Below are 26,344 nucleotides of genomic sequence, written 5' to 3'. Positions count from 1 at the left end.
CGGATGCTCATTGTGAGGTCCGCGTCCCATATCGCTTAACTTGAAAAGGATATTCATCATGCGTACATTTGACCTCGCCCCCCTGTATCGTTCCGCCATCGGCTTTGACCGCCTGGCCCAGTTGCTTAACGATCAGCGCGCCGACGCCCAGCCGAGCTACCCACCGTACAACATCGAGCTGGTCTCGGAAGACAAATACCGCATCGTGATGGCGCTGGCAGGTTTTTCCCGCGCTGAAATCGACATCATGACCGAGCGCGACTCGCTGCAGGTGACCGGCCGCAAGCAGAAAGACGGCGTCGAACGCACCTTCCTGCACCGCGGCATCGCGGCCCGTGATTTCGAACAGCGCTTCCAGCTGGCCAACCACGTCAAGGTGACCGGCGCCACGTTTGAAAACGGCATGCTGACCATCGAACTGGTGCGGGAAGTGCCCGAAGCGCACAAGCCACGCAAGATCGATATCGGCAGCGGCAGCGACACCATCAGCGCCGACACCAATGTCGAGGCACTGGAGCAGCGCCAGGCCGCCTGATAACGCAAGCTTGATCTGACAGGCAGGGTTAGCTCCCTGCCTTGCAGTAAAATACTGGCCGGTTTATCCGGCCAGTGTCACGTCCGGACCGCCTTTTTTATCGGGCATTGATGATGCAGGAGCTGCTTGATTAAGCCATGCTTAAAGGCGCAACGCCTATTTCTTGAGAGAAAAAAGTTAAGTACGGCCTAAGACTCGTAGCCCAATATTGCATACATCAGTATCTCATCGAATGAGGAGCAATAACATGGACAAGCAATCCCCCAGCACATCGTTGAAAATCAAACGTACCGTAGCCGCGCTGGCCGCGATCGGTGTGCTTGGCGCCGGTGGCGCCATGGTGGTGCATCAGAGCAACGCCGGCGCCAATGGCGCCCCGGCAGCACCGGTGGCCGCCGCCAGCGCGCCAGCGGCAGCCATGCCGGCCAGCGGCCCGCAGGTCGCGCTGCCCGACTTCAGCCAGATCGCCGCGCGCAACAGCCCGGCGGTGGTCAATATCAGCGTGACCGGCAGCACCAAGGTCAGCTACGACGGCGCCGGCCAGGCTGGCGACGACTTCGGCAACGACCCCTTCTTTGAATTTTTCCGCCGCTTCCAGGGGCAGGGACCGCAAGGCGGCCAGCGCGGCGGACGCGATGTGCCCACGCATGGCCTCGGTTCCGGCTTTATCGTCAGCCCGGACGGCATCATCATGACCAATGCGCACGTGGTGCGCGATGCGCGTGAAGTGACCGTCAAGCTCAACGACCGCCGCGAGTTCCGCGCCAAGGTGCTGGGCAGCGATCCGAAGACCGATATTGCGGTGCTGAAAATCGACGCGAACAAGCTGCCGGTGGTGCCGCTGGGCGAATCGAACGACCTGAAAGTGGGCGAGTGGGTGCTGGCTATCGGCTCGCCCTATGGCTTTGACAGCACGGTTACGGCCGGCGTGGTCAGCGCCAAGGGCAGGTCCTTGCCTGACGACAGCAACGTGCCGTTTATCCAGACCGACGTGGCGGTCAACCCCGGCAACTCGGGCGGCCCGCTGTTCAATACGCGCGGCGAAGTGGTCGGCATCAATTCGCAGATCTATAGCCAGACCGGCGGCTTCCAGGGCCTGTCGTTTGCCATTCCGATCGACCTGGCCAGCCGTATCAAGGACCAGATCGTTGCCACCGGCAAAGCCAGCCATGCCAAGCTGGGCGTGACGGTGCAGGAAGTGAACCAGGGTTTTGCCGATTCGTTCAAGCTGGCTACGCCGGAAGGCGCGCTGGTGGCCAACGTCGAGCGCGGCAGCCCGGCCGACAAGGCCGGCCTCAAGTCAGGCGACGTGATCCGCAAGATGAACGGCCAGCGCATTATCGCTTCGGGCGACCTGCCGGCCATGGTGGGCATCGCGCTGCCGGGCGACAAGATCAATATGGACGTCTGGCGCGACGGCAAGATCGTCACGCTGTCGGCCACGCTGGGCAATGCCGCCGACAAGGTGGCCGACGCCACGCCGGTCAGCGGCGAGGCCGGCAAGGTAAAACTGGGCCTGGCGCTGCGTCCGTTACAATCGGATGAAAAACGCGAGTCCGGCATCAGCGCCGGCCTGCTGGTGGAAGACGCCGGCGGCGCCGCCGCCAATGCCGGGGTGCAGCCGGGCGACGTGTTATTGTCGGTCAACGGCCGCCCCGTCAACAGCGTCGAGCAGGTGCGCGACGTGGTCGACAAGTCGGCCAAGTCGGTGGCCCTGCTGATACAGCGCGGTGCGGACAAAATCTTTATTCCGGTGCGGCTGGGTTAGTGCGGAGGCAAATACGTAGGTCGGATTAGGCCGCAGGCCGTAATCCGACAATCGCCTCTTGCGCCAACAATGTTGTCGGATTACGGCCCGAAGGGCCTAATCCGACCTACGCCCCCTGGGATTGGCGTTTCGGGTTAAAAATAATAAAAGGAACAGGGCATGCGTTTATTACTGGTAGAAGACGACATCATGATCGGCGAGGTGGTGCTTGACCTGCTGCGCGCCGAGCATTACGCGGTTGACTGGGTCAAGGACGGCGATATGGCCGATACCGCCCTGCAGACGCAAACCTATGACCTGGTGCTGCTCGACCTGGGCCTGCCGCGCAAGGATGGCCTGGAAGTGCTGCGCTCGATGCGCCTGCGCAAGCTCGACACCCCGGTACTGGTCGCTACCGCGCGCGACGCCGTCGAGCAGCGCATTGCCGGCCTGGACGCTGGCGCCGACGATTATGTGCTCAAACCCTATGACCTCGACGAATTGCTGGCGCGCATCCGCGCCTTGCTGCGGCGCGCTTCGGGCCGCCCCGAGCCGGTGTTCGAGCACCAGGGCGTGTCGATCAATCCGCTCACGCGCGAAGTCATTGCCGACGGCCATCCGGTCAATCTGTCGGCACGCGAATGGGCGGTGCTTGAAGCGCTGATCGCGCGCCCGGGCATCGTGCTGTCGCGCGCGCAGCTGGAAGAAAAGCTGTACAGCTGGAAAGACGAAGTCAACAGCAATGCGGTGGAAGTGTATATCCACGGCCTGCGCAAGAAGCTTGGTAGCGAGCTGATCCAGAACGTGCGCGGCCTGGGCTACATGGTGCCCAAGGCGTGAAGATGAACGTCAAGGTCATGGTGACCCACTCGCTGCGGGGGCGCCTGCTGTGGTTCCTGCTGGCCGCCATCATCATGGCGGCGCTGGCGCAGGCCTCGATCGCCTACCGCAGCGCGCTGTACGACGCCGACCAGATTTTCGACTATCACATGCAGCAGATGGCGCTGTCGCTGCGCTCGGGCGCGCCGCTGGCCAACCATGCCGAGGCGCTGCCGGCCGATCCGGCCAACAACGACATGGTGGTGCAGGTATGGACGCCGGACGGGGTGCAGGTGTTCCGTTCGATCACGCGCGCCGAACTGCCGCAGCGCGCGGTGCTGGGCTTTTCCAACGTCAAGGCCAATGGCACCACCTACCGCATTTTTTCGGTGCAGACCAGTTCCCAGACAGTACAAATTGCGCAGGATATGGCCGTGCGCAAACGCATGGCCGGCAGCCTGGCGCTGCGCACGGTCGGCCCGATTGCGCTGATGGCGCCGATTCTGATGCTGGTGGTGTGGTGGGTGGTCAGCGGTTCGCTGGCGCCGGTCTCGCGCGTACGCAAGCAGGTGGCGGCGCGCCAGGCCGACGATCTGTCGCCGGTCTCCGAAGCGGGCCTGCCCGACGAAGTGCGCCCGCTGGTGCATGAGCTTAATCTGCTGTTCGACCGCGTGAAAACCGCGTTTGACGCCCAGCAGCATTTCGTCGCCGATGCCGCGCATGAACTGCGCACGCCGCTGGCGGCGCTGAAACTGCAGGTGCTGAGCCTGGAGCGCGCCGAGACCCAGGAAAAACGCAGCCTGGCCGTCAGCCGCGTCAGCGCCGGCATCGAGCGCGCCACGCGTCTGGTCGAGCAGCTGCTGGTGCTGGCGCGCCAGGAAGCAAGCGCCGCCAGCGGCGACCAGCTGCAGACGGTGGACCTGAACGAAGTGGTCAAGCGCGCTTTGGGCGACATGACCGGCGTGGCGCAGGCGCGCCAGATCGACCTGGGCCTGCACCATATGGACCCGGCCAGCACCAGCGGCCAGGCCGATGCGCTCAATATCCTGCTGCGCAACCTGATCGACAACGCCATCAAATACACGCCGCAGGGCGGCACGGTCGATATCGATCTGCGCGCCAGCCCGGTGGGCGTGACGCTGTCGGTGGAAGACAGCGGTCCCGGCATCCCGCCCGAGGAGCGCGAGCGCGTGTTCAGCCGCTTTTACCGCGTGCCCGGCACCGAAGCCAATGGCAGCGGCCTGGGCCTGGCCATTATCAAGGCCATTGCCGAGCGCCATGGCGCCAGGCTGGTGCTCGATCAGTCCGAACGCCTGGGCGGGTTATGCGTGCGGGTGGAGTTTCCGTCGCCACTCAAGAAATAAAGCGTTCTTTACACCGATTTGCTGTTGCTGGCCGGCGCGCGCATTGACGCGCGCGCGCGCTGCCTATATTGTCTGGCAATCAATATCGCCCCAGACCAGGAGCCATGCAGCATGAAGAAAATCGGATTTTCAGGAACCCTCGACCCTATTACCAACGGCCACATGTGGGTGATCGGCGAAGCACGCTCGCTGGCCGACGAGGTGATCGTGTTCCTGTCGCAAAACCCGGCCAAGAAGCCGCAGTTTCCGGCTGAAGAGCGCAAGCAGATCATCGAACAAAGCGCGCGCGAATGCGGCTGGGACAATGTGCAGGTGGTGATCGTCAAGGGCGACTACACGGCGCGCGCGGCCAAGAAGCACGGCTGCGACTACCTGATTCGCGGTATCCGCACCACCGCCGATTTCGACTATGAAAACCTGATCCAGCAGACCAACGTCGATGTGCTGCAAGGCGCCAAGACCATTTTCGTGATGCCGCCGCGCGACCTCGGTTCGGTCAGTTCCAGCTTCGTCAAGGCGCTCGAAGGCCCGGTCGGCTGGCACTGGACCATGAAAAAGTTCGTGCCCGCGCCCGCCTATCACGCATGGATACTCGACTCGCTGCGCAAGGAGTGGCAAGCGCTGTGGAACTATGCGCAGGCGTCTGACGCGCAGCTGGCGCTGTTCGAGCAGTGGTTCGCCCACCTGACGGGGCCGCAGGCCTACGGCGGCGCGGATCGCCATTATCACAACCTCGAACACCTGGTGCACGGCCTGACCGAGATCCGCGTCTGGGCCGACAATACCGGCGCAGGAAAACGCGAGCGCCAGCTGCTGAAAAAGGCCTTCTGGTTCCACGACGCCGTCTACAGTCACGACGACGAAGCGCTGTATTCGAGCGAAGAAGCCAGCGCCCAGCTATGGCTCTCCAGCGGCCTTGATGCCGGTGATAACGATGAAGTGGCGCAGCTGATCCGCGCCACCGATCATTTCCAAGGCCCCGCGATTACGCATCGGCTGAAAGACGCCATGCTGAGCGCCGACCTGGCCATCCTGGGCCAGGACGATGACGTCTACAACGCCTACACGGCAGCCATCGGGCGCGAATACGCACATGTCGAACCGACGCATTTCCGGCAGCAGCGCCGCCTGGCCATGCAACACCTGGCCACCAAGGCCGAGGCCGGGCAGCTGTTTGGCGACGCATTCTTTGCCGACCAGTACAACGCCCGGGCGATTGAAAACATGCAGCGCGAGACCGGCATGCTGGCCGCGGCATGAGTCGCTGGCGCGCCTAGAATTCTTCCCAGTCGCCGCTGTCAGTTGTTGCTGCGGCCGCTGTCTTGCGTGCCTTCGCTGCCGGCAGGGAGGTGACGTTCGATACCTTCACTGGCCTGGCCGCTGCGGCGCGCGCCGGTGTGCGAACTGCAGCGCGCACCTGCACGGCACTGGCCTGCGCTGGCGCGGCAGCTTGGCTGCGCTCGGCACGGATCTGAAAGATGCTCACGGACTGAACCAGGTTGTCGGCCTGGGCTGTCAGCGATTCAGCCGCTGCCGCCGCTTCTTCGACCAGCGACGCATTTTGCTGCGTGACATTGTCCATGGCGCTGATGGCGTCATTGATCTGTTCGATTCCGGTCGACTGCTCCTGGCTTGCGCTGACGATCTCGGCAATCACATCGGTGACTCGCGTGACGCTGCTGACAACCTCCGACATGGTGGCGCCGGCTTCATTGGCAAACTTGGTGCCCAGGTCAACCCGTTCCACCGAGTTGTCGATCAATACCTTGATTTCCTTGGCGGCGCTGGCGCTGCGCTGCGCCAGGTTGCGCACTTCGGACGCGACCACGGCAAATCCACGCCCTTGCTCACCGGCCCTGGCCGCTTCCACCGCCGCGTTCAGTGCCAGGATATTAGTTTGAAACGCAATGCCGTCGATCACACTGATGATATCGACGATCTTGCGCGAAGCTTCGCTGATCGACTCCATCGTGCCCACGACTTGCGAAACGACAGCACCGCCTTTGGTCGCGACATCGGACGCCGTAATGGCCAGCACGTTGGCCTGGCGCGCATTTTCAGCATTCTGTTTGACGGTCGATGTCAGTTCCTCCATTGACGAAGCGGTTTTTTCCAGCGAGCTGGCTTGTTCCTCGGTCCGGTTCGACAAGTCGTTATTGCCTGAGGAAATTTCCGCCGCGGCCGTTGATACCAGTTCCGAATCCTGGCGCACCGAGGAAACGACCTGGACCAGCGAAAACTGCATGCGCTGCACCGCAGCCAGAACGCTGTTGCTGTCACCGGGCCTGACATGCAGTTCGCCGGTCAGGTCTCCGCTGGCGACCTTGGTTACGGCTTCGCATAATGTCACCGGTTCGGCGCCCAGTGCGCCCAGCAGGCGCCGCGAAATCATGATGCCGGCGGCAATGGCCAGTGCGGTGGCGAGCAGGCCCAGCACAATGAGCTGGTTTCTCGCTGTCGTGAATTTATCTTCGGCTGCCTTGATCAGTTCCAGCGAGTGCTGCGTGGTGTACTGCGCATACTCCCTGGAGGCAGCAACCAGTTGCGCCAGCAGCGGGCGGCATTCCTGGTTGATTTTGACGATGGCTTCGTCTTTTTTGTCATGCAGGGCAAGATCGACAATGGCCAGCGCCACAGGTGAATATTGCTGTTCGATGCTGTCGATCTTGTCGATCATGCGCCGCGCTTCATCCGATACGGATGGGTCTTTTGCCAGCTCCTTCAGGGTGCGCAGATTGGCCACCACCTCTTCCTGCGCCTGGAAGACCAGTTTCTTCTCCACTTCGCGCTCTGCCGGCGAGGTGACAAACACCAGGTTTCTTGCTGCCACCGCGCGCATCCCTACCGATTCGCGCACGATATGGGAAGCTTCCGAACGCGCGCGTACACCATGGACATAATTTTCGAACGTCGCTGCCTGATAAGACATTCTCACGATGGCAATCACGGCAATTGCAGCGAGCAACAGGGTAATGCCGCCAAAGGCAATCGCAAGCTGGGTACGTACAGTTAAATTTTTCACGACAGTTCCTTGCAATATGTATTGATATGATCTTCAGGCGTCGCAAGAGTGACGTCATGGATGCGGAACAGGAAAGTCGATGGGCATCGTGGACTATCGATCAGGCCAGGGTAATGCAATGTTGAAAACAGCAGGTATAGCCGTGCTGGGGTGGCGCCAGGCGTCAAATCAGGCTGCAGCGCAATACTGCTCGTTCATGCGCACGGGGCTGGGTGCTGCGATGAAGAAATAAACGAACTGCCTATTTCGGTATTGATGAATTGAAGTTTCCCACGGAAAATTCTAAAAGGCAATTTAACGATGGATTTGTTGTGGAGGTGCAACTATATTACATATTTGTAATGTTTATTATTTGCTTGTTCAGCTAGTTCAATTACCAGCCAGCCAGCGCAAAGCGCAGCGGCTGTCCTTGCCTGGGACAGCCGCTGCTGTTTGTCATGCCAGGGGCATTAGGGGGCATTAGGGTCAGTTCCGCCATTTGGGGGCATTAGGGTCAGTTCCGCCATTTGGACACGCACTGAGCTGTAGCAACCGTAGCTTTATCATCGCGGCGTGTATTTATCATCATACAGATCAGGCTGTGTCGGATTGGCGGAACTGACCCCGGGTTGCCGGTTTTTTTAGAACTTCACCCACAAACGTCCAAAGTATGAGGCGCCATTCAGGCCGAACTGCACGCTCTCGTATTTGAAGCCGTTGTCGGTTTCATCGGCGTTTTGCGTGGTGGGCTTGACGTTGAAGATGTTGTTGCCGCCAAAGGTCAGCTTGGTGTTTTTGTTGATGCTGTAGGTAAAGCTCAGGTCGGCCGAGGTCTTGGCGGCGTAGCGCGCGTTGGGGACGCCTTCGGCGGTGCCGCTGAAGGTGCCCAGCGTTTGCGGGCCGAAGTAGATCACGCGCAGGTTCGATTCGAGCTTGCCGGTCAGGTAGTCGAAGCCCAGTGTGGCTTTCGAGCGTGGTGCGCCCTGTTCGATAAACAGGCGCTCGCGTTCGGACAGCAGCACGTCTTCAAAGCCGGCCAGCGACGCCGGCGTCTTTACTTTCGTCACTTCGGTCTTGCTCAGGTTCAGTGCCAGGAAGGTATTGAGGCGGTTGCTGAACAATTCACCCTTGTGGCCGGCGGTGATGTCCAGGCCGCGCGTGCGCGTGTCGATCGAGTTGACGAAGAACTGCGCTTCACCTACGCCGAGAAGGGCCAGGCGCGAGGCCAGGTCCGGATAGTTGTCGGCATTGAAGCGGCCCGACAGCACGATGCGGTCCTTGATCTTGATGTTGTACAGGTCGGCTGTAACGGAAATGGCCTGGGTCGGGGTCCAGGTGGCGCCCAGGGTAAAGCTGGTCGACTTTTCTTCCTTCAGTTTCGGGATGCCGGCCGCGTTGGCGACTGCACCACCGTTCGGCGCCAGCACCACATCGGTTGGCACGCCGCCGATAAAGTCGGTAAAGGTCGACGAGAAATAGACCTGCTGCAAGGACGGCGCGCGGAAACCCGTGCTGGCCGAGCCGCGCAGCAGTACGTCATTGCTGACTTTGTAGCTGCCGGCCAGTTTGCCAGTGACGGTTGAGCCGAAGTCGCTGAATTTTTCATAGCGCACGGCGGCCTGGCTTTTCAGGCGTTCGGTGATTTCCAGCTCCACGTCGGTATAGGCGGCAATGCTGTGACGCTTGGCCTTGGTGGCGTCGCTGGGCTGAAAACCGGGGAAGCCCTGGCTGCCGGCGTTGCCGCCGAAACCCACGCCGTCGGCGTCGATATAGGAATTGGCTTCGCCAGCAAAAATCTTGTATTCCTCGCTGCGGTATTCGGCGCCAAAAGCCACGTTCATGCCGCGCAGGACGGTGTCGTAGTAGCGGCTGAAGTCGGCATTGGTGGTCAGTTGCTGGAACGAGAAGCCGCCGGCGTCAAAGCGGCTGGCGCTGACGCCTTTGCCGCCGTTGAGCAGGTCGAGATTGGCAATCGATGCGTTCAGCGTATTGCTGATGTCGTAGCGCATCTTGTTGTAGCCGTAGGTCTGCGAGAAGTCGGCATTCCATTCACCGATCTGGCTGCGGTGCCCCAGGGTGGCATAGCGGTCGTCGATCTTGCCGTTGATAAAGGGTACAAAACCATTGGGGTACATGGCAGCCGAATTGCGCGATGGAATATCGTCGCTGCCGATGCCGCCGCGGCCAAACGCCGCGCTCGAGGCGTCGCGCGTCTGGGCGCCGGCCGTGAAATACAGCTTGTCGGTGCTGCTGGTGGCATAGTCGCCGTTCAGGTACAGCGTCTTGTTTTCCGACTTGGTGTCGCCGATGATGCGCAGGCTGTCGGCGTCGGCGCGGTTGGAGCGGCCACGGTCCAGGTATTCGCCGGTAATGGCCAGCGTGCCCTTGTCGCCCAGCGCAATGCCGCAGTAGGCCGAGGTCATGTAGTTCTTGCCGTCGCCTTCCGAATACTGGCTATAGCCGGCCACCGCTTCGCAGCCCAGGCTTTTCTTCAATTCGATGTCGATCACGCCGGCAATCGCATCCGAGCCGTATTGGGCGGCGGCGCCGTCACGCAGCACCTGCACATTCTTGATGGCCAGCAGTGGAATGGCATTCATGTCGGTGCCGGTATTGCCGCGGTTGCGCGCGCCAAACAGGTTGACCAGCGCTGTCGTGTGGCGGCGCTTGCCATTGACCAGCACCAGCGTCTGGTCCGAGCCCAGGCCGCGCAGGGCGGCCGAATCGATCAGGTCGGCACCGTCGGCGCCGGTCTGGCGGGTCGAGTTGAACGATGGGGAAATATACTGCAGCGACTGTGCCAGGTCGAACTGGCCGCCCTGTTCGGCCACTTTGGTCATCGGGATGATATCGACCGGTACCATGGTGTCGGTGGAGGAACTGGCGGTAACGCGGCGCGAACCGACTACGCTCACTGTCTGCACGGCGGCGTCGGCCGTTGGGGCGTCGCTGCTCTGGGCCATGGCGGCCGGGCTGAAAACGGCCAGCGCGGCGCTGCCATACAAGCTGATAAGGACGGCTTTACGCAACAGGGTAATGGTCGGCACGCAGGTTCTCCGGTGGTTTGATTGCTTGAAAGGTCACTTGATTCTAGTGCCAACATTTCATCATTCACCAGCGTTACTTTGCTTTGCTCGTGGAAAAAACACCGGACTGTTGTTTCTTGAGCGTGCTATTTTTTTGCTGCATTTTCATGGTGCGTCAAATATCAATCAGGCACTATTGCAGTGCTCGTTTGCACCATTCCGCCCACCCACACCAGGCCGTTTTGCAGCTGGACTTCGATCAGGCACGGCTGCTGCGTGACATGGCCTTGCTGCACGCTCAAGGACTGCTGCAGATGCCATGCCAGCGCGCCGGCGGCCACGCCGGTGGCGCAATCTTCGCGCGCCGGATCGAGGTGGTTGAAGTTGCGCCCTTCATACTGGCCGTCTTCCAGCCGGCAATAGGCATAGCAGCCGTTGATTGCGTGCAGGCGGCCCCAGTCGGCGATCAGTTCCAGGTTGGGCCGCAGCGCGCGCAGGGTAGTGCGGTCAGCCACTTCGAGCAGCAGCTTGGAGCTGCCGACCGAGGCGATGACCGGTGGCGAGGCCAGTGTGAGCTGCTCGGCCAGCAGTTCCGATGGCAGATAGCTTTCCAATGCCACTGCGGGCGGCGTTTGCGGCGCCACGCCGACCAGAAAGCCGTGCGCGCGGCGGCGCAGCTGCAAAGGCTGGCCATGCATGGCAGTGGTGACGTGCAGACTGTCCGGTGCGCCTTCGGTCATCAGCACATAACTGGCCGCCAGCGTGGCGTGCAGGCATAGCGGACTGCGCGTATGCGGATAAAAATAATCAAGCACGACGGCGCCGTCGGCCTGGCGGTCGATAAAGACGCAGGCGCTCACGCCGCTCGCCTGTGCGATCAGCTGGCGCTGCGCTTCATCGTCATGGTTGTGTTCGATCACCAGCGCCGGGTTGCCGCCACCCGATGCAAGGCCAAAACAGGTGAGCAGGTGAGTGGTCATGGCAGGACAGGAAAATAAAACGCCAGCATAGCGTGCTTCGTGTTTTCGGGAGAAGAATTTGCAGGTGAGTATAATTACTGTGTTTTTATACAGTATTGAGGTGCATCATGTCGGCTGCAGTCTTGCCCGAGTATGCGGAGTTGTTTTGCCTGACCAATTTCAGTTTCCTGCAGGGCGCCTCGCACGCAGAGGAGCTGGCGGCGCGCGCCATGCAGCTCGGCTATGCGGCGCTGGCCATTACCGATGAGTGTTCGCTGGCCGGCGTAGTGCGCGCCCATGCGGTGGCCAAGAGGGGGGGGCTGCCCTTGATTATCGGCGCGCATTTTCATCTGCGTCATGCCGATGGCAGCGCCGCCGGGACGCTCGTGGCGCTGGCGCAAAACATGGAAGGCTATGGCAATCTGTCCGAGCTGATCACCATGGCGCGCACGCGCGCAGCCAAGGGTAGTTATCTGCTGACGCCGGAGGACTTTACCGACCCTACGCCTGAATTTGCGCACCTGAAAGGCTTGCCCGATTGCTTGATGATCTTGCTGCCCAGCTACCCGGCGCAAGCATCGAGCCTGCAGCAGCAGGGCGCTTGGTTGCGCAGCACCTTTGGTAGCGAGCGCAGCTGGATTGGCCTGAATCTGCTGCAGCGGGCGCAGGACGACGCCCACCGCATGGCCGTGCTGCAGGCGGGGCAAGCGCTGGGCCTGCCGGTGGTGGCTGTGGGCCATGTCTGCATGCATGTGCGCTCGCGCAAGATACTGCTCGACACCCTGTGTGCGATCCGCATCGGCAAGCCGCTGGCCGAATGCGGCTATGCATTGTCGCAAAATGCCGAGCAGCATCTGCGCGCGCGTTTGCGCCTGGCCAATCTCTACCCGCCGCAGGTGCTGGCCGAAACGCTCCATATCGCCGGCAAGTGTAGCTTCAATCTCGATGAATTGCGCTATGCGTATCCCGACGAGCTGGTGCCTGCCGGCCACACGCCGGCCAGCTATTTGCGTGAAGAAACCTACATCGGCGCGCGCGGGCGTTTTCCGCTGGGCATACCAGCCCAGGTGCAGCAGCAGATCGAGCAGGAGCTCGAGCTGATTGCCGAGCTGAAGTATGAGCCTTATTTCTTGACCGTTTATGACATCGTGCGCCATGCGCGCTCGCAGGGCATCCTGTGCCAGGGCCGGGGTTCGGCCGCCAACTCGGCCGTCTGCTACTGCCTGCGCATTACCGAGGTGGACCCGGCGCGCGGCAATTGCCTGGTCGGGCGTTTCATGTCGCGCGAGCGCGATGAGCCGCCCGATATCGATGTCGACTTCGAGCACCAGCGGCGCGAAGAGGTGATGCAGTATATCTACCGCAAATATGGCCGGCGCCGCGCTGCGCTGGCCGCCGTGGTGATCTGCTACCGGCCCAAAAGCGCGCTGCGCGACAGCGGCCGTGCGCTCGGTATCGACCTCGACATGATCGACAAGGTGTCGAAAGCGCATCGCTGGTTCGACAGCAAGCATGACCTCCTGAACCGGCTGGCCGAATCGGGCCTCGATCCCGAGGCCGAACTGTCGCAGCAGTGGGCCACGCTGGCGCAATCGCTGCTGGGCTTTCCGCGCCATCTGTCGCAGCATCCGGGCGGCTTCGTGATTGCGCAGCACAAGCTGTCGCGCCTGGTGCCGATTGAAAACGCCGCCATGGCCGAACGCAGCGTGATCGAGTGGGACAAGGACGACCTGGAAGAGCTGGGCCTGATGAAGGTCGATGTGCTGGCGCTGGGCATGCTGTCGGCCTTGCGCCGCGCGTTTGAACTGGTCGGCCTGCGCCGCGGCGCGCCGTTCGAGATGCAGGATATTCCACAGGAAGACCGCGCCACCTACGACATGATGTGCGAGGCCGATACCATCGGCGTGTTCCAGATCGAGTCGCGCGCGCAGATGAGCATGCTGCCGCGTTTGCGTCCGCGCGAGTTCTACGACCTGGTGATCGAGGTGGCGCTGGTGCGCCCCGGCCCGATCCAGGGCGGCATGGTGCATCCTTACCTGCAGCGGCGTCAGAAGCTCGAACCGGTAGACTATCCGAAAGGCCTGGAAAAGGCACTGGGACGCACGCTGGGCGTGCCGATCTTCCAGGAGCAGGTGATGCAGGTGGCCATGATTGCCGCTGACTTTACGCCGGGCGAAGCGGATCAACTGCGGCGCGCCATGGCGGCCTGGAAGCGCAAGGGCGGCCTGACTGATTACAAGGAGCGCATTGTCGAGAAAATGGTAGCCAATGACTATAAGCGGGAATTTGCGGAGGCGATTTTCAGCCAGATCCAGGGTTTTGGCGAATACGGTTTTCCCGAGTCGCATGCGGCCAGTTTTGCCTTGCTCACTTACGCCAGTTCCTGGCTCAAATGCCATGAGCCGGCCGCCTTTCTGTGCGCCTTGCTCAACAGCCAGCCGATGGGTTTTTACAGCCCCTCGCAACTGGTGCAGGATGCGCGCCGCCATGGCGTGCGGGTGCTGCCGGTCGATGTTGCCGTCAGTAGCTGGGAAGCGTCGCTGGAAGGCGAAATGGCCGCGCCGCAGGTGCGCCTGGGCCTGAACCAGCTGCGCGGCATGCGCCTGGAAGCGGCCCAGCGCATCGAGGACGCACGCGCAATGCTCCCGTTTGCCAGCGTGGCTGACCTGGCGCGGCGCGCCGGCCTGGACCGTCACGACCTGCAGGTGCTTGCTGGCGGCAATGCGCTGCTGGCGCTGGCCGGGCACCGCCACGACGCGCTATGGCAGGCGGCCGGTGCCGTGCCCGACAAGGACTTGCTGCGCGCCACCACGCCGCAGGAAGCGCTGCCGCAGCTCGATGCGCCCACCGAAGGGCAGGACATCGTCAGCGACTACCGCGCGCAGGGACTGACGCTGGGACGCCATCCGCTGGCGCTGTTGCGCAAGCAATTGCTGGCGCAGCGCTTTATGCCGGCCTCGACATTATCGTGCTACCGCAATGGCCAGCAGGCGCGCGCCTGCGGCATCGTCACCGTGCGCCAGCGTCCGGGCACGGCCAAGGGCGTGCTGTTTCTGACGCTGGAAGACGAGACCGGCAACGTCAATGTGATCGTCTGGCCGTCGCTGGTGGAAGAACAGCGGCGCGAGGTATTGAGTGCGCCCCTCTTGGGCGTGTACGGCATCTGGCAGCAGGAAGGCATCGTGCGCAATCTGGTGGCCAAGCGGTTGTTTGATATGTCGCATCTGCTGGGCAGATTGCAGACCAGCAGCCGTGATTTTTGCTGACTGATTTTTTCGGCGTTTGCCGGCCGGCCAGGCGCATGGCATGATGCATCCATGACCACACTGACCCTGCGCCCTGCGCTCGTTTCCGACGCGCCCGTGATTGCCGCCCTGATCACCGACCTGATGCCGTTCCTGACGCTGCACCCGGATGGCCGTGGCGCGGAAAAGTTTATTGAAAACTGCAGCTTGGCAGCGATCGAGCGCTATCTGTCGCAACCGAAGTTTGTCTACCAGATTGCGTACCTCGACGGCGAACTGGCTGGCGTGGTGGCCATGCGCGACAACAGCCATCTGTTTCACCTGTTCGTGCCACGCGCGCTGCACCGGCGCGGCATTGCGCGCCAGTTGTGGCAGGCCGCCAGCAGCGCATCGCTGGCGCGCGCCGAAGTGCTCGCCTTTACCGTCAATTCCTCGCTGCGGGCACTGCCGTTTTATGAGCAGCTGGGCTTTGTGGCCACGGGCCCGAAAGTCGAGGCCGACGGGATTGCGTATATACCGATGCATAAACTCGGGGTCAGTTCCGCCATTCGGACACGGCCTCATCCTTTATCGTAAAGCTGGAGCATGATGGCTCCTTTGCAAGGCTATACAGCCGAGTTCGTGTACAAATGGCGGAACTGACCCCGCGTTTGTTACCAGGCGATCACTTTGCCGGGATTCATGATGTTATGCGGATCGAGCGCATGCTTGAGCGTGCGCATGGTGGTGATGGCGTCTTCGCCATGCTCCTCGACCAGGAAGTCCATCTTGTGCATGCCCACGCCGTGCTCGCCGGTGCAGGTGCCGTCCATGGCGATGGCGCGCGAGACCATGGCGCGGTTGACCTGTTCGGCGCGTGCGATATCGTCGGGGTTGTCGGGGTCGACCAGCATCTGCACATGGAAGTTGCCATCGCCCACGTGGCCGATCATGGCGTAGACCAGGCCCTGCCGTTCGCAATCGTCGCGGGTGGCCAGCATGCATTCGGCCAGGCGCGAGATCGGCACGCAGCAGTCGGTGGAGATGGCGCGGCAGCCGGGGCGCAACTGCAACAGCGCAAAATAGGCATTGTGGCGCGCCGCCCACAGCCGTGAGCGTTCTTCGGGCTTGCTGGCCCACTCGAAACCGCTGGCGCCATGTTCGGCGGCGATGGTCTGTACCAGTTGCGCCTGCTCTTCCACGCTGGCGGGACTGCCGTGAAATTCAAACAGCAGCAGCGGCTTTTGCGGCAGCGCCAGCTTGTCGTAGGCGTTGATGGCCTTGACGCCATTCTCATCGAGAAACTCGACGCGCGCCACCGGCACGCCCATCTGGATGGTCTGGATCACGGCGTTGACGGCGTCACCGGTCGAGCCGAACGAGCAAACTGCCGCCGAGATGGCTTCGGGCAGCGGATACAGTTTCACGGTCACTTCCGTGATAATGCCCAGCGTGCCCTCGCTGCCGACAAACAGGCGCGTGAGGTCGTAGCCGGCCGACGATTTTTTGGCGCGCGTGCCGGTCTTGATAATGCGCCCGTCGGCGGTGACCACCGTCAGCGCCAGCACGTTTTCACGCATGGTGCCGTAGCGCACGGCATTGGTGCCCGAGGCGCGGGTGGCGGCCATGCCGCCCAGCGACGCATTGGCGCCCGGGTCGATGGGGAAGAACAGGCCGGTATCGCGCAGCTCGGCATTGAGCTGCTTGCGCGTGACGCCAGCCTGCACGGTGGCAGTCAGGTCTTCGGCATGCACCGCCACCATTTGCTGCATCTGCGACAGGTCGATGGTAATGCCGCCATGGCGCGCCAGCACATGGCCTTCGAGCGAAGTGCCGCTGCCATAGGCGATCACGGGAACGCGATGGGTATGGCACAGCTTGACGATGGCCGCGACCTCTTCGGTACTGTGCGCAAACACCACGGCGTCGGGCAGCATCGGATCGTAGCTCGACTCGTCGCGGCCATGGTGGGCACGCATCGCCTCGCTGGTGCTGTAGCGGTCGGCAAAGATCAGCGACAGGGCAGTTGCCAGGGCAGGCGGCAAAGGTTTTTTCAATACGTGTTCAGGGCGATCCATGCAAAGTCCTCCATTTTTTTTATTCTACCTTGCAGAGGGTCAGGCGTAAAAAAGCCGGGCGTGCCCGGCTTTCAATGCATGCTGCCAGCGGCGATTTAGTAATCGCGCGCGGTGGTGCCGTAATAGCTGTGGATTTCGTTCGACCAGGTGGTGTCGGCCATGTCGGGCCAGTTTTCCGTGTCGAAACCGGGGGCGTTTTCAATGCGCTCCTTGTCGACATTGAGCGTGAAGCGCTTGTTGACGGTGTCGAGCAGCAGCGCTTCCCAAGGCACGGCAAACAGTTTTTCGCCGATGGTAAACACGCCGCCATGCGACATCACGGCGTAGGCAATTTTGCCGCTGCGCATGTCGATCATGATTTCCTTGATTTCACCCAGATGTTCATCCTTGGCGTTGTGCACATGGTCGCCGATCAGGGTGTTGGCGCCCATCAGTTCAGGGCCCGGGCCCTTGCGGCCACGGTTGACATACATGCCATAGGCGTCGCGATCTTCGTAGCTCATGATTACCTCCATTGGAAAAATGCCAGTGTCGCGTACGGTCGCGCCGGGGTCTGTTAGCTCACCCACATAGCATATAAGACTATAAATATTTCAAATATTGCCAATGCATAATCTTGTTGTAGATGCACGGCAGGAGCGGTGACTTAGCCGGCAGTTGACGCATTTTCCCGCGCTGGCAGGCGAGCATCGCGCACTTTTTAGTGTATAATTTCAATTTCCCGCACGTGCCGTTCGGCACCATCTGCAATGACCAAATTTGTCTTCGTCACCGGCGGCGTTGTGTCTTCCCTTGGAAAAGGGATTGCCGCCGCCTCTCTCGCTGCGATCCTCGAATCGCGCGGCCTCAAAGTCACCATGCTCAAGCTCGACCCGTATATCAACGTCGATCCTGGCACGATGAGCCCTATGCAGCACGGTGAAGTATTCGTGACCGACGACGGGGCCGAAACCGACCTCGACCTCGGCCACTACGAGCGCTTCATCTCCACCCGCATGAAAAAGGTGAACAACTTCACCACCGGCCAGATTTACGAATCGGTGATCCGCAAGGAACGCCGCGGCGAATACCTGGGCAAGACCGTACAGGTGATTCCGCATATCACCAATGAAATCCAGGATTACGTGCGTCGCGGCGCCGAAGGCTACGATGTGGCGCTGTGCGAAATCGGCGGCACCGTCGGCGATATCGAATCGCTGCCATTCCTGGAAGCGGCACGCCAGCTGGCGCTGCGCGTGGGCCGCAAGAATACCGCGTTTGTGCATCTGACGCTGGTGCCGTATATCGCTTCTGCCGGCGAACTGAAAACCAAGCCGACCCAGCACTCGGTACAGAAACTGCGCGAAATCGGTATTTTCCCGAACGCACTGCTGTGCCGCGCCGACCGCGCCATTCCGGAAGACGAACGCGCCAAGATTTCGCTGTTCTCGAACATCGAAGAAAAAGCCGTGATCTCGGTATGGGACGTCGACACCATCTACAAAGTACCGCAGATGCTGCATGACCAGGGTCTGGACGCGATTATCTGCGAAGCGCTCGACATCAATCCTGCACCGGCCGACCTGTCGGTCTGGAGCAAGCTGATCTACACACTCGAGCATCCGAAAGCGGAAGTCACCATCGGTATGGTCGGCAAGTATGTCGAACTGACCGAGTCGTACAAATCGCTGACCGAAGCGCTGCGTCACGCCGGCATCCATACCGAGTCGAAGGTCAATATCGAGTACATCGACTCGGAAGAGATCGAAACGACCGGTTGCGCCGAACTGGCCAAGTACGACGCCATCCTGGTACCGGGCGGCTTCGGCAAGCGCGGCGTGGAAGGCAAGATCATGGCTGCCCAGTTTGCCCGTGAGAACAAGATCCCTTACCTGGGCATCTGCCTGGGTATGCAGGTCGCGCTGATCGAGTACGCACGCCATAAAGCCGGTTTGACGACCGCCAACTCGACCGAATTCGACCTGGAAACGGCGCAGCCGGTGGTGGCCCTGATCGACCAGTGGCAAGGCCAGGACGGCAAGGTTGAAAAGCGCGATGAAAATTCCGACCTGGGCGGCACCATGCGCCTGGGCGCGCAGACCTGCGAGATCAAGCCGGGCACGCTGGCTGCGGAAATCTACGGCAACGTCGTGACCGAGCGTCACCGTCACCGCTACGAAGCAAACAACCATTACCTGCCACGCGTGGAAGCGGCTGGCCTGGTGGTGGCTGCCCGTACGCCGACCGAAGACCTGTGCGAAATCATGGAATTGCCGCGCACCGGTGATAACGCCCACCCATGGTATATGGGCGTGCAGTATCATCCCGAGTTCAAATCGACCCCGCGTGACGGCCACCCGCTGTTTACGTCGTATATCAAGGCAGCGCTGGCCCATAAAGGCAATGGCGCTGTGACTGAGCAAGCCTGACGTGACCACGTATAGTGCTTGAAGCACCGATCCCGGCAGGCCAGTGTTGACTGGAGTTCCTGCCGGGAATTTTTTTGCCCCTTGTGCAATTGCGCATCAGAACGCAGTGTGCAGCTTGTTACGTTTAACTTTGGAGAAATGACATGAGTGCTATTGTTGACATTATCGGCCGTGAAATCCTCGACTCGCGCGGCAATCCAACCGTCGAATGCGACGTCCTGCTGGAGTCCGGTGTGATGGGCCGTGCCGCCGTACCGTCGGGCGCTTCGACCGGTTCGCGCGAAGCGGTGGAACTGCGCGACGGCGACGCCAAGCGCTACTTCGGCAAAGGCGTGCTGCAAGCATGCGAAAACATCAACACCGAAATCTCCGAAGCCATCATGGGCCTGGACGCCAATGAGCAGGCATTTTTGGACCGTACCCTGATCGACCTGGACGGCACCGAAAACAAATCGCGCCTGGGCGCCAACGCCATCCTGGCCGTGTCGATGGCTGTTGCCAAGGCTGCCGCCGAAGAAGCCGGCCTGCCGCTGTACCGCTATTTCGGCGGTTCGGGCGCCATGCAACTGCCAGTGCCGATGATGAACGTGATCAACGGCGGCGCACACGCCGACAACAACCTGGACATCCAGGAATTCATGATCATTCCAGTGGGCGCACCGTCGTTCAAGGAAGCCGTCCGTTATGGCGCCGAAGTGTTCCACACGCTGAAAAAGATCCTGCACAAGAAGGGCCTGAACACCAACGTCGGCGATGAAGGCGGTTTCGCACCATCGCTGGCCAACCATGAAGAAGCCATCAAGCTGATCATCCAGGCGATTGAAGAAGCCGGCTACGAGCCAGGCACCCAGATCGCCATCGGCCTGGACTGCGCCGCTTCCGAGTTCTACAAGGACGGCAAATATGAAATGGCGGGCGAAGGCCTGAGCCTGACGGCAACCGAGTTCACCAACCTGCTGGCGACCTGGTGCGACAAGTACCCGATCATCTCGATCGAAGACGCGATGCATGAAGGCGACTGGGAAGGCTGGGCGATCCTGACGGCCGAACTGGGCAAGAAGGTACAACTGGTTGGCGACGATCTGTATGTGACCAATACCAAGATCCTGAAAGAAGGCATCTCGAAAGGCATCGCCAACTCGATCCTGATCAAGATCAACCAGATCGGCACCCTGACCGAGACGTTTGCCGCGATTGAAATGGCCAAGCGCGCCGGCTATACCGCCGTCATCTCGCACCGCTCGGGCGAAACCGAAGATTCGACCATCGCCGATATCGCTGTCGGTACCAACGCCCTGCAGATCAAGACCGGCTCGATGTCGCGTTCGGACCGCATGGCCAAGTACAACCAGTTGCTGCGTATCGAAGAAGACCTGGGCGATATCGCCAGCTACCCTGGCCGTGACGCGTTCTATAATCTGAAGTAATTGCTGTAAAACCACAGGCCGGCCGGATTAATCCGGCCGGTTTTTTCACCGATATCCCATGCGCATCATTACCCTTGCCCTTGCAGCGTTGCTGCTGATCATACAATTTCCCCTCTGGCTGGGTAAAGGCGGCTGGCTGCGCGTTGCCGACATGGAAGCCCAGGTGGCGGTGGCCAATAAAAAGAATATGGAATTGAAGGCGCGTAACGCCAAGCTCGATTCCGAAGTGCGCGACCTGAAGGATGGTACCGGTGCGGTGGAAGAGCGGGCCCGCTTCGAGCTGGGCATGGTCAAGCAGAACGAGATTTTCGTGCAGATCGTGCGCAAGGGCCAGACCCCGCCGCCGCCGCAGGCGCCAGCCGATACCGGCGCGACACATTAAGTCAACTCGCCCAGCCTGCAATCAGGCTGGCGCGTCAATACAAACTATTCAAACATGCTGCTTTGCTGCGGCGATTAACGCTCGCCCTTGCCGGTGGTGATCAGGTAAAAGCGGATCGCGGTGACGGCAACGGCCAGGGTAATCAGGGTGGTTTCGAGTAACATCATGGTAGGTCAGTCCTAGGCTAAATAATTAAATGGTGTGTGATTCGACTCAACCGCGCGAAGCGAGGAAGCGCAGCTCGGCGGCCAGGTTCGGCATCAGCTTGTCGTAATGGGTCGCTTCCGCGTTGAGCAGCGCGATATCGCGACGGCTGGGGCGCATATAGCGCTGGTCTTCGGCTGCAACGGCAGCATCTTGCTGCGCTGCAGCGTCGACTGGTTTGGCGGCCACCAGGGCGCCGATAAAAGCGCGCGCGGCGCGGCCCAGGTTGCTGAAATAGCCGTCGGCGTGGTTATTGCTGTAAGTTGTGGTCAGTGTGGACATCATGCCCTCCGATAAGTGAAAGTGCTGTCTTGTTGCATTGCACAATAGCGAATCGGCGGTTATTCGTCCAATTTCAAATTTCAATCTCAGAAATTCATGCGATGAATATGAGGGGCGTCAAGCACTGAAATCATGCTTTAAATAAATTGTGAGGATTTGTATCTTTGCGGCACATTGCTGGCGCGTTGGAAATATGGAGGAAAACTTGCCGGGTCGAAACGGAGCGTAGGTCGGATTAGCGGGGCAAAGCCCCGCGTAATCCGACAACACCTCAGGCGTCAACAATGTTGTCGGATTACGGCCCGAAGGGCCTCGGCGGCCCCGCCTAATCCGACCTACGATTTTTTAAATGGTGTGCTTAGTTGATACTGCTCGCCGGCGGTATCAGCACCTCGGCCGGCGCGTCGGTAATAAACAGCTGGGCGCAATCGACCTTGTCAAAATCATAGCGCTGGCCGCAGAAGTCGCAGTTCACGCCCACATGGCCGATTTCGTCGAGCGTGCTGTTGACTTCTTCCTCGCCCAGCATCTTGAGCATATTGCCGACTTTTTCACGCGTGCAGGTGCAGTGGAAGCTCGGGTGCAGCGGGTCGAACACGCGGATCGTTTCTTCCCAGAACAGGCGCTGCATCAGGGTGTCGATATCGGTGGCCAGGATTTCCTCTTCTTTCAGGGTCGAAGCCAGCATCACGGCGCGGTTCCAGGTTTCCAGCGCGTCTTCTTCCGACACAGGCGTCGCTTCGGCCTTGCCGCCGTGGTGCGGCAGCTTTTGCAGCAGCAGGCCGCGCGAGGTGCTGTCGTCGGTGGCCAGCCACAGGCGCGTATCGAGCTGTTCCGAACGCAGCATGTAGTTTTCAATCACGGTGGCCATGTCGTCGCCGTCGAGCGGCACGATGCCCTGATACGGCTGCTGGCCCGGCACCTTGTCGGCCGGGTCGAGCGTGATGATAAAGCGGCCCTTGCCGCTGGCGTTGAGCAACTGCGGCACGGTGGCGCCATCGCCAATGACGGCGTCCGGGTCGAGCTTGGCGGTGGCGCGCAGGCGCAGTTCCGAGTCGCATTCGACCACCATCAGGCGCACCGGACCGTCGCCATGGATCTGCATGATGATCGAGCCGTTGAATTTCAGGTTGGCCGACAGCAGGGCGGCGGCCGCCACCATTTCGCCCAGCACCTTCTTGACGGCGAGCGGATAGTCGTGGCGCGTGACCACTTCCTGCCAGGTGCTGGACACATCGATAAACTGGCCGCGCACGGCGGCGTTATCGAAAATAAATTTTTGCAGCCGGTCCGGGCCAGTAGTCGGGGCGCTGACGCTGCCAGTGGTTTCGTTGCTCATGGTTTATCCGATCTTTTTAAGTTGCGTATTGAACAGTTGGCCGCGCTGCACATAGTTCAGCGCGTTACCTTGTAGTTTGATAAGGTCTTCCGGCGTCAGCGCGCGCACCGCCTTGGCAGGCGTGCCGAGTATCAGCATATTGTCGGGGAACTGCTTGCCTTCGGTCACCAGGGCGCCGGCGCCGACCAGGCAGTTTTTGCCGATTTGCGCGCCGTTCAGGATCACCGCCTGGATGCCGATCAGCGAGCCGTCGCCAATGGTGCAGCCGTGCAGCATGGCCTGGTGGCCGATGGTCACATTTTCGCCCACGTCGAGCGGGTAGCCTGGGTCGGTATGCAGCACCGCGCCTTCCTGCACATTGCTGTTGGCGCCCACCGTAATACGCTCGTTATCGCCGCGCAGGGTGGCGCCGAACCATACCGAGGTGTTTTCATGCAGCGTGACCTTGCCGATCACATTGGCCGTATCGGCAACAAACGCCGAAGCATCAATCTGTGGCGCATCAGCGCCCAATTGGTAGAGTGTCATGTCAGTCCGTGGCAGGTGAAGGGGAGGCCGGGGCAGCCGGATCAGCGCTATTTTACGCTGTTGCATGGCAAGTCCGGACTGCGGCGACCGATACGCTATAATTATCGAACGGTCGTACTTTTAATGCCGCTGGCCTTGCTAGCCGGCTTACGATATTTTCAAGCAGACTATGTGGCGACAACTGCGTCACTTTCAAGGTAGCCATCGATGAAAACTTCCCGTTCCGAATTCATTTCCATCCGTGGCGCGCGCACCCATGTGCGCCACTGGGGCCGCGAAGGCGCGCCGATCCTGTTCATGGTGCATGGCTGGATGGACGTGGCCGCTTCTTTCCAGTTCGTAGTCGATGAACTTGCCGGCGACTGGCATGTGATCGCACCCGACTGGCGCGGCTTCGGCCTGTCCGACTATACCCAGTCCGATACCTACTGGTTCCCCGACTATCTGGCTGATCTGGACGCCATGCTGCTCCATTATTCGCCCGACGCACCGGTCGATCTGCTCGGCCACAGCATGGGCGCCAATATTGCCGGCCTGTATGCCGGCGTGCGCCCCGAGCGTATTGCGCGCTTTATCAACCTCGAAGGCTTCGGCATGATGGCCACCCGCCCCGAGCAGGCCCCTGGCCGCTACGCCAGATGGCTGGACGAATTGCGCCAGCCGCCGCAGATGCGCAGCTATCCCGATCTGCAGGCGGTGGCGGCCCGCCTGCAGAAAACCAATCCGCGCCTGCCAGATGAGCGCGCCGCTTTCCTGGCCCAGCACTGGGCGACGCAGAACGAGGCCGGTGAGTGGGACATCATGGGCGACCCGCAGCACAAGCGCGTCAATCCGATCCTGTACCAGGTCGAGGAAGTCATGGCCTGCTGGCAGCGTATTACGGCGCCGGTGCTGTGGGTGGAAGCCGATGACATCAATATGTGGGACTGGCTGGGACCTAAAGAAACCGCGCGCCCCGAGATCGAGCGCCGCCTGGGTTTCCTCAAGGATGTGCGCTGCGAGCTGTTGCGCGACGCCGGCCATATGCTGCATCACGACCAGCCCGCCGCACTGGCGCGGCTGATCGAGGCATTTTTGCGTTGATCTGCCCGCGCGCACCTGCAAGGCCGGCCAGGCAGCGTACAATAAAAACTTGTCCATGTTTTTGCCCGCGCCGGGCCTGGTGTTCGTATGCTTAAAGTCGATCTGCATTGCCATTCAACCATCTCCGACGGTGTGCTCAAGCCTGCCGAGGTGGCGGCGCACGCGCACCGCGCCGGCGTCGATGTATGGGCGCTGACCGACCACGATGAAATCTCGGGCGTGGCAACAGCGCGCCAGGCCGCATTGGCGCTGGGCATGCAGTTTGTTGCAGGCGTGGAAATTTCGATTACCTGGGCCGGCCAGACGGTGCATATCGTCGGCCTGCAGATCGATGAAACCCACCCGGCGCTGGTGCAGGGCTTGCAGCAGACACGCTCGGGTCGCGATGCGCGCGCGCGTGAAATTTCGCGCCAGCTGGCCCTGGCCGGCATCCCCGATGCGTATGAGGGCGCGCTGAAATATGTCGCCAATCCCGACCTGATGTCGCGCACCCATTTTGCACGCTATATCGTCGAAACGGGCAGGTGCGCCAATATTCCCGAAGTGTTCAAAAAATATCTGTCCGAAGGCAAACCGGGCTATGTCGAGCACCGCTGGGGCACGCTGGCCGAGGCCGTGGGCTGGATACGCGCCGCCGGCGGCCTGGCCGTGATTGCCCATCCGGGGCGCTACCGTTTCAGCGATACGGCGCAGGGCGTGCTGTTCGATGAATTCAAGCAGTTGGGTGGCGTGGCCATCGAGGTGGTGACCGGCAGCCATACGCCGGACCAGTATGCCGAATATGCACGGCTGGCCAACGACTATGGTTTCCTGGCCTCGCGCGGCACCGACTTTCATGCGCCGGGCGAGGCGCGGGTCGACTTTGCCCTGCTGCCGCCGCTGCCAGCCAACGTCAAGCCGATCTGGCACGATTGGTTTTAAGCAACAACTAAGTTCGGCCTGACAAACTTGCAAGCAATTGCAGGAGTTTCCACGCCTTGACTTGTTTAATTTTTTCCTCTGGAGCCATCGCCCATGAAACGTATCGTCCTTTTTATCGTCACCAATCTGGCCGTGATGCTGGTGTTGTCTGTCGTGCTCAGTTTGCTGGGCGTCGGCAATCCCGCGCGCGGCAGCACGCTCAACCTCGGCAGCCTGATGGTGTTTTCGCTGGTGGTCGGCTTTACCGGCTCGATTTTTTCCTTGTTGATCAGCAAACCGATGGCCAAATGGAGCACCGGCGCGCGCGTGATCGACAACCCCAGTTCATCGACCGAACTGTGGTTGGTCAATACCGTGCGTGCGCTGTCCGAACGCGCCGGCATCGGCATGCCGGAAGTGGCCGTGTATGACGGCGAGCCGAACGCCTTTGCTACCGGCGCGTTCAAGAATTCGGCGCTGGTGGCCGTGTCGACCGGTTTGCTTGAAAGCATGAACCGCGATGAAGTCGAAGCCGTGCTCGGCCACGAAGTGGCGCACGTGGCCAATGGCGACATGGTCACGCTGACGCTGATCCAGGGCGTGGTCAATACTTTCGTGGTGTTCATGGCGCGCGTGGTTGGCTTCTTTGTCGACAATGTGCTGCTGAAAAATAACAACCGCGAAGGCGGCGGGCGCGGCATCGGCTATTTCGTCACCGTAATGGTGTGTGAAGTCATCTTCGGCCTGCTCGCCTCGATCATCGTGGCCTGGTTCTCGCGCCAGCGCGAATTTCGCGCCGATGCCGGTGCGGCCAAGCTCTTGGGCAGCCCGACGCCGATGATCCATGCGCTGGCGCGCCTCGGCGGTGTGGCGCCCGGCGAGCTGCCGCAATCGATGCAGGCGCTCGGCATCAGCGGCGGCAAGGGCGGCTTTGGCGCGCTGTTCGCCACCCACCCGCCGCTGGAGGAACGCATCGCTGCGCTGCGCGGCGTACAATCATGACATGTTGAACAAGCTGGCATGCTAGCCAGGAACCAC

22 protein-coding genes are annotated in these 26,344 nt (G+C 61.1%); 14 read left to right on the top strand and 8 right to left on the bottom strand.

Annotated features, from left to right (window positions below; genetic code table 11):
• The first annotated feature begins 58 nt into the window (after positions 1 to 58).
• The 5 genes from GCM43_RS16790 (at position 59) to coaD (ending at position 5,725) form a co-directional block, all read left to right on the top strand.
• A complete protein-coding gene (locus GCM43_RS16790; RefSeq protein WP_152246307.1) occupies positions 59 to 535 on the top strand; it encodes an Hsp20 family protein in 477 nt (158 codons plus the stop codon).
• A 247-nt stretch (positions 536 to 782) separates the two neighbouring features.
• Complete coding sequence (locus GCM43_RS16785; RefSeq protein WP_152246305.1) at positions 783 to 2,303, top strand: Do family serine endopeptidase; 1,521 nt, start codon at positions 783 to 785, stop codon at positions 2,301 to 2,303.
• Between the two features lie 159 nt (positions 2,304 to 2,462).
• A complete protein-coding gene (locus GCM43_RS16780) occupies positions 2,463 to 3,122 on the top strand; it encodes a response regulator (RefSeq protein WP_152246303.1) in 660 nt (219 codons plus the stop codon).
• 2 nt (positions 3,123 to 3,124) lie between these two features.
• Complete coding sequence (locus GCM43_RS16775) at positions 3,125 to 4,465, top strand: ATP-binding protein (RefSeq protein WP_152246301.1); 1,341 nt, start codon at positions 3,125 to 3,127, stop codon at positions 4,463 to 4,465.
• A gap of 111 nt (positions 4,466 to 4,576) precedes the next feature.
• The gene (gene coaD, locus GCM43_RS16770; RefSeq protein ID WP_152246299.1) at positions 4,577 to 5,725 is read left to right on the top strand and encodes a pantetheine-phosphate adenylyltransferase; all 1,149 of its coding nucleotides are present in this window, start codon (positions 4,577 to 4,579) and stop codon (positions 5,723 to 5,725) included.
• 13 nt (positions 5,726 to 5,738) lie between these two features.
• Here the strand turns inward: coaD and GCM43_RS16765 are convergent, their stop codons facing one another.
• Positions 5,739 to 7,487, bottom strand: coding sequence for a methyl-accepting chemotaxis protein (locus GCM43_RS16765; protein ID WP_152246297.1), 1,749 nt, complete (start codon positions 7,485 to 7,487; stop codon positions 5,739 to 5,741).
• A gap of 79 nt (positions 7,488 to 7,566) precedes the next feature.
• On the opposite strand from GCM43_RS16765, the gene GCM43_RS25845 reads away from it, so the two are divergent.
• Positions 7,567 to 7,719, top strand: coding sequence for a hypothetical protein (locus GCM43_RS25845; RefSeq protein WP_193315648.1), 153 nt, complete (start codon positions 7,567 to 7,569; stop codon positions 7,717 to 7,719).
• 388 nt (positions 7,720 to 8,107) lie between these two features.
• On the opposite strand, the gene GCM43_RS16760 is transcribed toward GCM43_RS25845, so the two are convergent.
• Positions 8,108 to 10,513, bottom strand: coding sequence for a TonB-dependent receptor plug domain-containing protein (locus GCM43_RS16760; RefSeq protein ID WP_152246295.1), 2,406 nt, complete (start codon positions 10,511 to 10,513; stop codon positions 8,108 to 8,110).
• 161 nt (positions 10,514 to 10,674) lie between these two features.
• Positions 10,675 to 11,472: a PhzF family phenazine biosynthesis protein gene (locus GCM43_RS16755; protein WP_152246293.1), complete on the bottom strand. Its 798-nt coding sequence runs from the start codon at positions 11,470 to 11,472 to the stop codon at positions 10,675 to 10,677.
• A 107-nt stretch (positions 11,473 to 11,579) separates the two neighbouring features.
• Here GCM43_RS16755 and GCM43_RS16750 point away from each other — a divergent pair, with 107 nt between their 5' ends.
• Both GCM43_RS16750 and GCM43_RS16745 read left to right on the top strand, forming a co-directional pair.
• A complete protein-coding gene (locus GCM43_RS16750; RefSeq protein ID WP_152246291.1) occupies positions 11,580 to 14,717 on the top strand; it encodes an error-prone DNA polymerase in 3,138 nt (1,045 codons plus the stop codon).
• A 51-nt stretch (positions 14,718 to 14,768) separates the two neighbouring features.
• Positions 14,769 to 15,272, top strand: coding sequence for a GNAT family N-acetyltransferase (locus tag GCM43_RS16745; RefSeq protein WP_226929523.1), 504 nt, complete (start codon positions 14,769 to 14,771; stop codon positions 15,270 to 15,272).
• A gap of 77 nt (positions 15,273 to 15,349) precedes the next feature.
• Here GCM43_RS16745 and GCM43_RS16740 read toward each other — a convergent pair whose 3' ends face one another.
• Together GCM43_RS16740 and GCM43_RS16735 are read right to left on the bottom strand one after the other, a co-directional pair.
• Entirely contained in the window at positions 15,350 to 16,753 is a 1,404-nt protein-coding gene (locus GCM43_RS16740; RefSeq protein WP_152246289.1) for an FAD-binding oxidoreductase, read from the bottom strand.
• A gap of 95 nt (positions 16,754 to 16,848) precedes the next feature.
• Positions 16,849 to 17,256 (bottom strand): PRC-barrel domain-containing protein, encoded by a 408-nt coding sequence (locus tag GCM43_RS16735; RefSeq protein WP_152246287.1) that lies wholly within the window; start codon positions 17,254 to 17,256, stop codon positions 16,849 to 16,851.
• Between the two features lie 246 nt (positions 17,257 to 17,502).
• On the opposite strand from GCM43_RS16735, the gene GCM43_RS16730 reads away from it, so the two are divergent.
• The 3 genes from GCM43_RS16730 to ftsB all read left to right on the top strand — a co-directional run bounded on the left by GCM43_RS16730 (position 17,503) and on the right by ftsB (position 20,970).
• Positions 17,503 to 19,161: a CTP synthase gene (locus GCM43_RS16730; protein WP_152246285.1), complete on the top strand. Its 1,659-nt coding sequence runs from the start codon at positions 17,503 to 17,505 to the stop codon at positions 19,159 to 19,161.
• A 143-nt stretch (positions 19,162 to 19,304) separates the two neighbouring features.
• Positions 19,305 to 20,588 (top strand): phosphopyruvate hydratase, encoded by a 1,284-nt coding sequence (eno, locus tag GCM43_RS16725; protein WP_152246283.1) that lies wholly within the window; start codon positions 19,305 to 19,307, stop codon positions 20,586 to 20,588.
• Positions 20,589 to 20,646: 58 nt separating this feature from the next.
• Positions 20,647 to 20,970: a cell division protein FtsB gene (gene ftsB / locus GCM43_RS16720; protein WP_152246281.1), complete on the top strand. Its 324-nt coding sequence runs from the start codon at positions 20,647 to 20,649 to the stop codon at positions 20,968 to 20,970.
• Between the two features lie 213 nt (positions 20,971 to 21,183).
• On the opposite strand, the gene GCM43_RS16715 is transcribed toward ftsB, so the two are convergent.
• The 3 genes from GCM43_RS16715 to GCM43_RS16705 form a co-directional block, all read right to left on the bottom strand.
• A complete protein-coding gene (locus GCM43_RS16715) occupies positions 21,184 to 21,456 on the bottom strand; it encodes a hypothetical protein (RefSeq protein WP_193315647.1) in 273 nt (90 codons plus the stop codon).
• Positions 21,457 to 21,814: 358 nt separating this feature from the next.
• Entirely contained in the window at positions 21,815 to 22,795 is a 981-nt protein-coding gene (gene hslO / locus GCM43_RS16710) for an Hsp33 family molecular chaperone HslO (protein WP_152246277.1), read from the bottom strand.
• Positions 22,796 to 22,798: 3 nt separating this feature from the next.
• A complete protein-coding gene (locus GCM43_RS16705; RefSeq protein ID WP_152246275.1) occupies positions 22,799 to 23,323 on the bottom strand; it encodes a gamma carbonic anhydrase family protein in 525 nt (174 codons plus the stop codon).
• 207 nt (positions 23,324 to 23,530) lie between these two features.
• Here GCM43_RS16705 and GCM43_RS16700 point away from each other — a divergent pair, with 207 nt between their 5' ends.
• From GCM43_RS16700 to htpX, 3 genes are all read left to right on the top strand, one after another.
• Positions 23,531 to 24,406 (top strand): alpha/beta fold hydrolase, encoded by an 876-nt coding sequence (locus GCM43_RS16700; protein WP_152246273.1) that lies wholly within the window; start codon positions 23,531 to 23,533, stop codon positions 24,404 to 24,406.
• Between the two features lie 87 nt (positions 24,407 to 24,493).
• Positions 24,494 to 25,327 (top strand): 3',5'-nucleoside bisphosphate phosphatase, encoded by an 834-nt coding sequence (locus GCM43_RS16695; protein WP_152246271.1) that lies wholly within the window; start codon positions 24,494 to 24,496, stop codon positions 25,325 to 25,327.
• A gap of 93 nt (positions 25,328 to 25,420) precedes the next feature.
• Entirely contained in the window at positions 25,421 to 26,308 is an 888-nt protein-coding gene (gene htpX, locus GCM43_RS16690) for a protease HtpX (protein ID WP_152246269.1), read from the top strand.
• Positions 26,309 to 26,344: the final 36 nt, after the last annotated feature.

The organism is Janthinobacterium aquaticum, assembly GCF_009208565.1.
GTDB lineage: Bacteria > Pseudomonadota > Gammaproteobacteria > Burkholderiales > Burkholderiaceae_D > Janthinobacterium.
The sequence above is the reverse complement of the archived record's forward strand: the minus strand, read 5'-3'. Positions and strand labels throughout refer to the sequence as shown.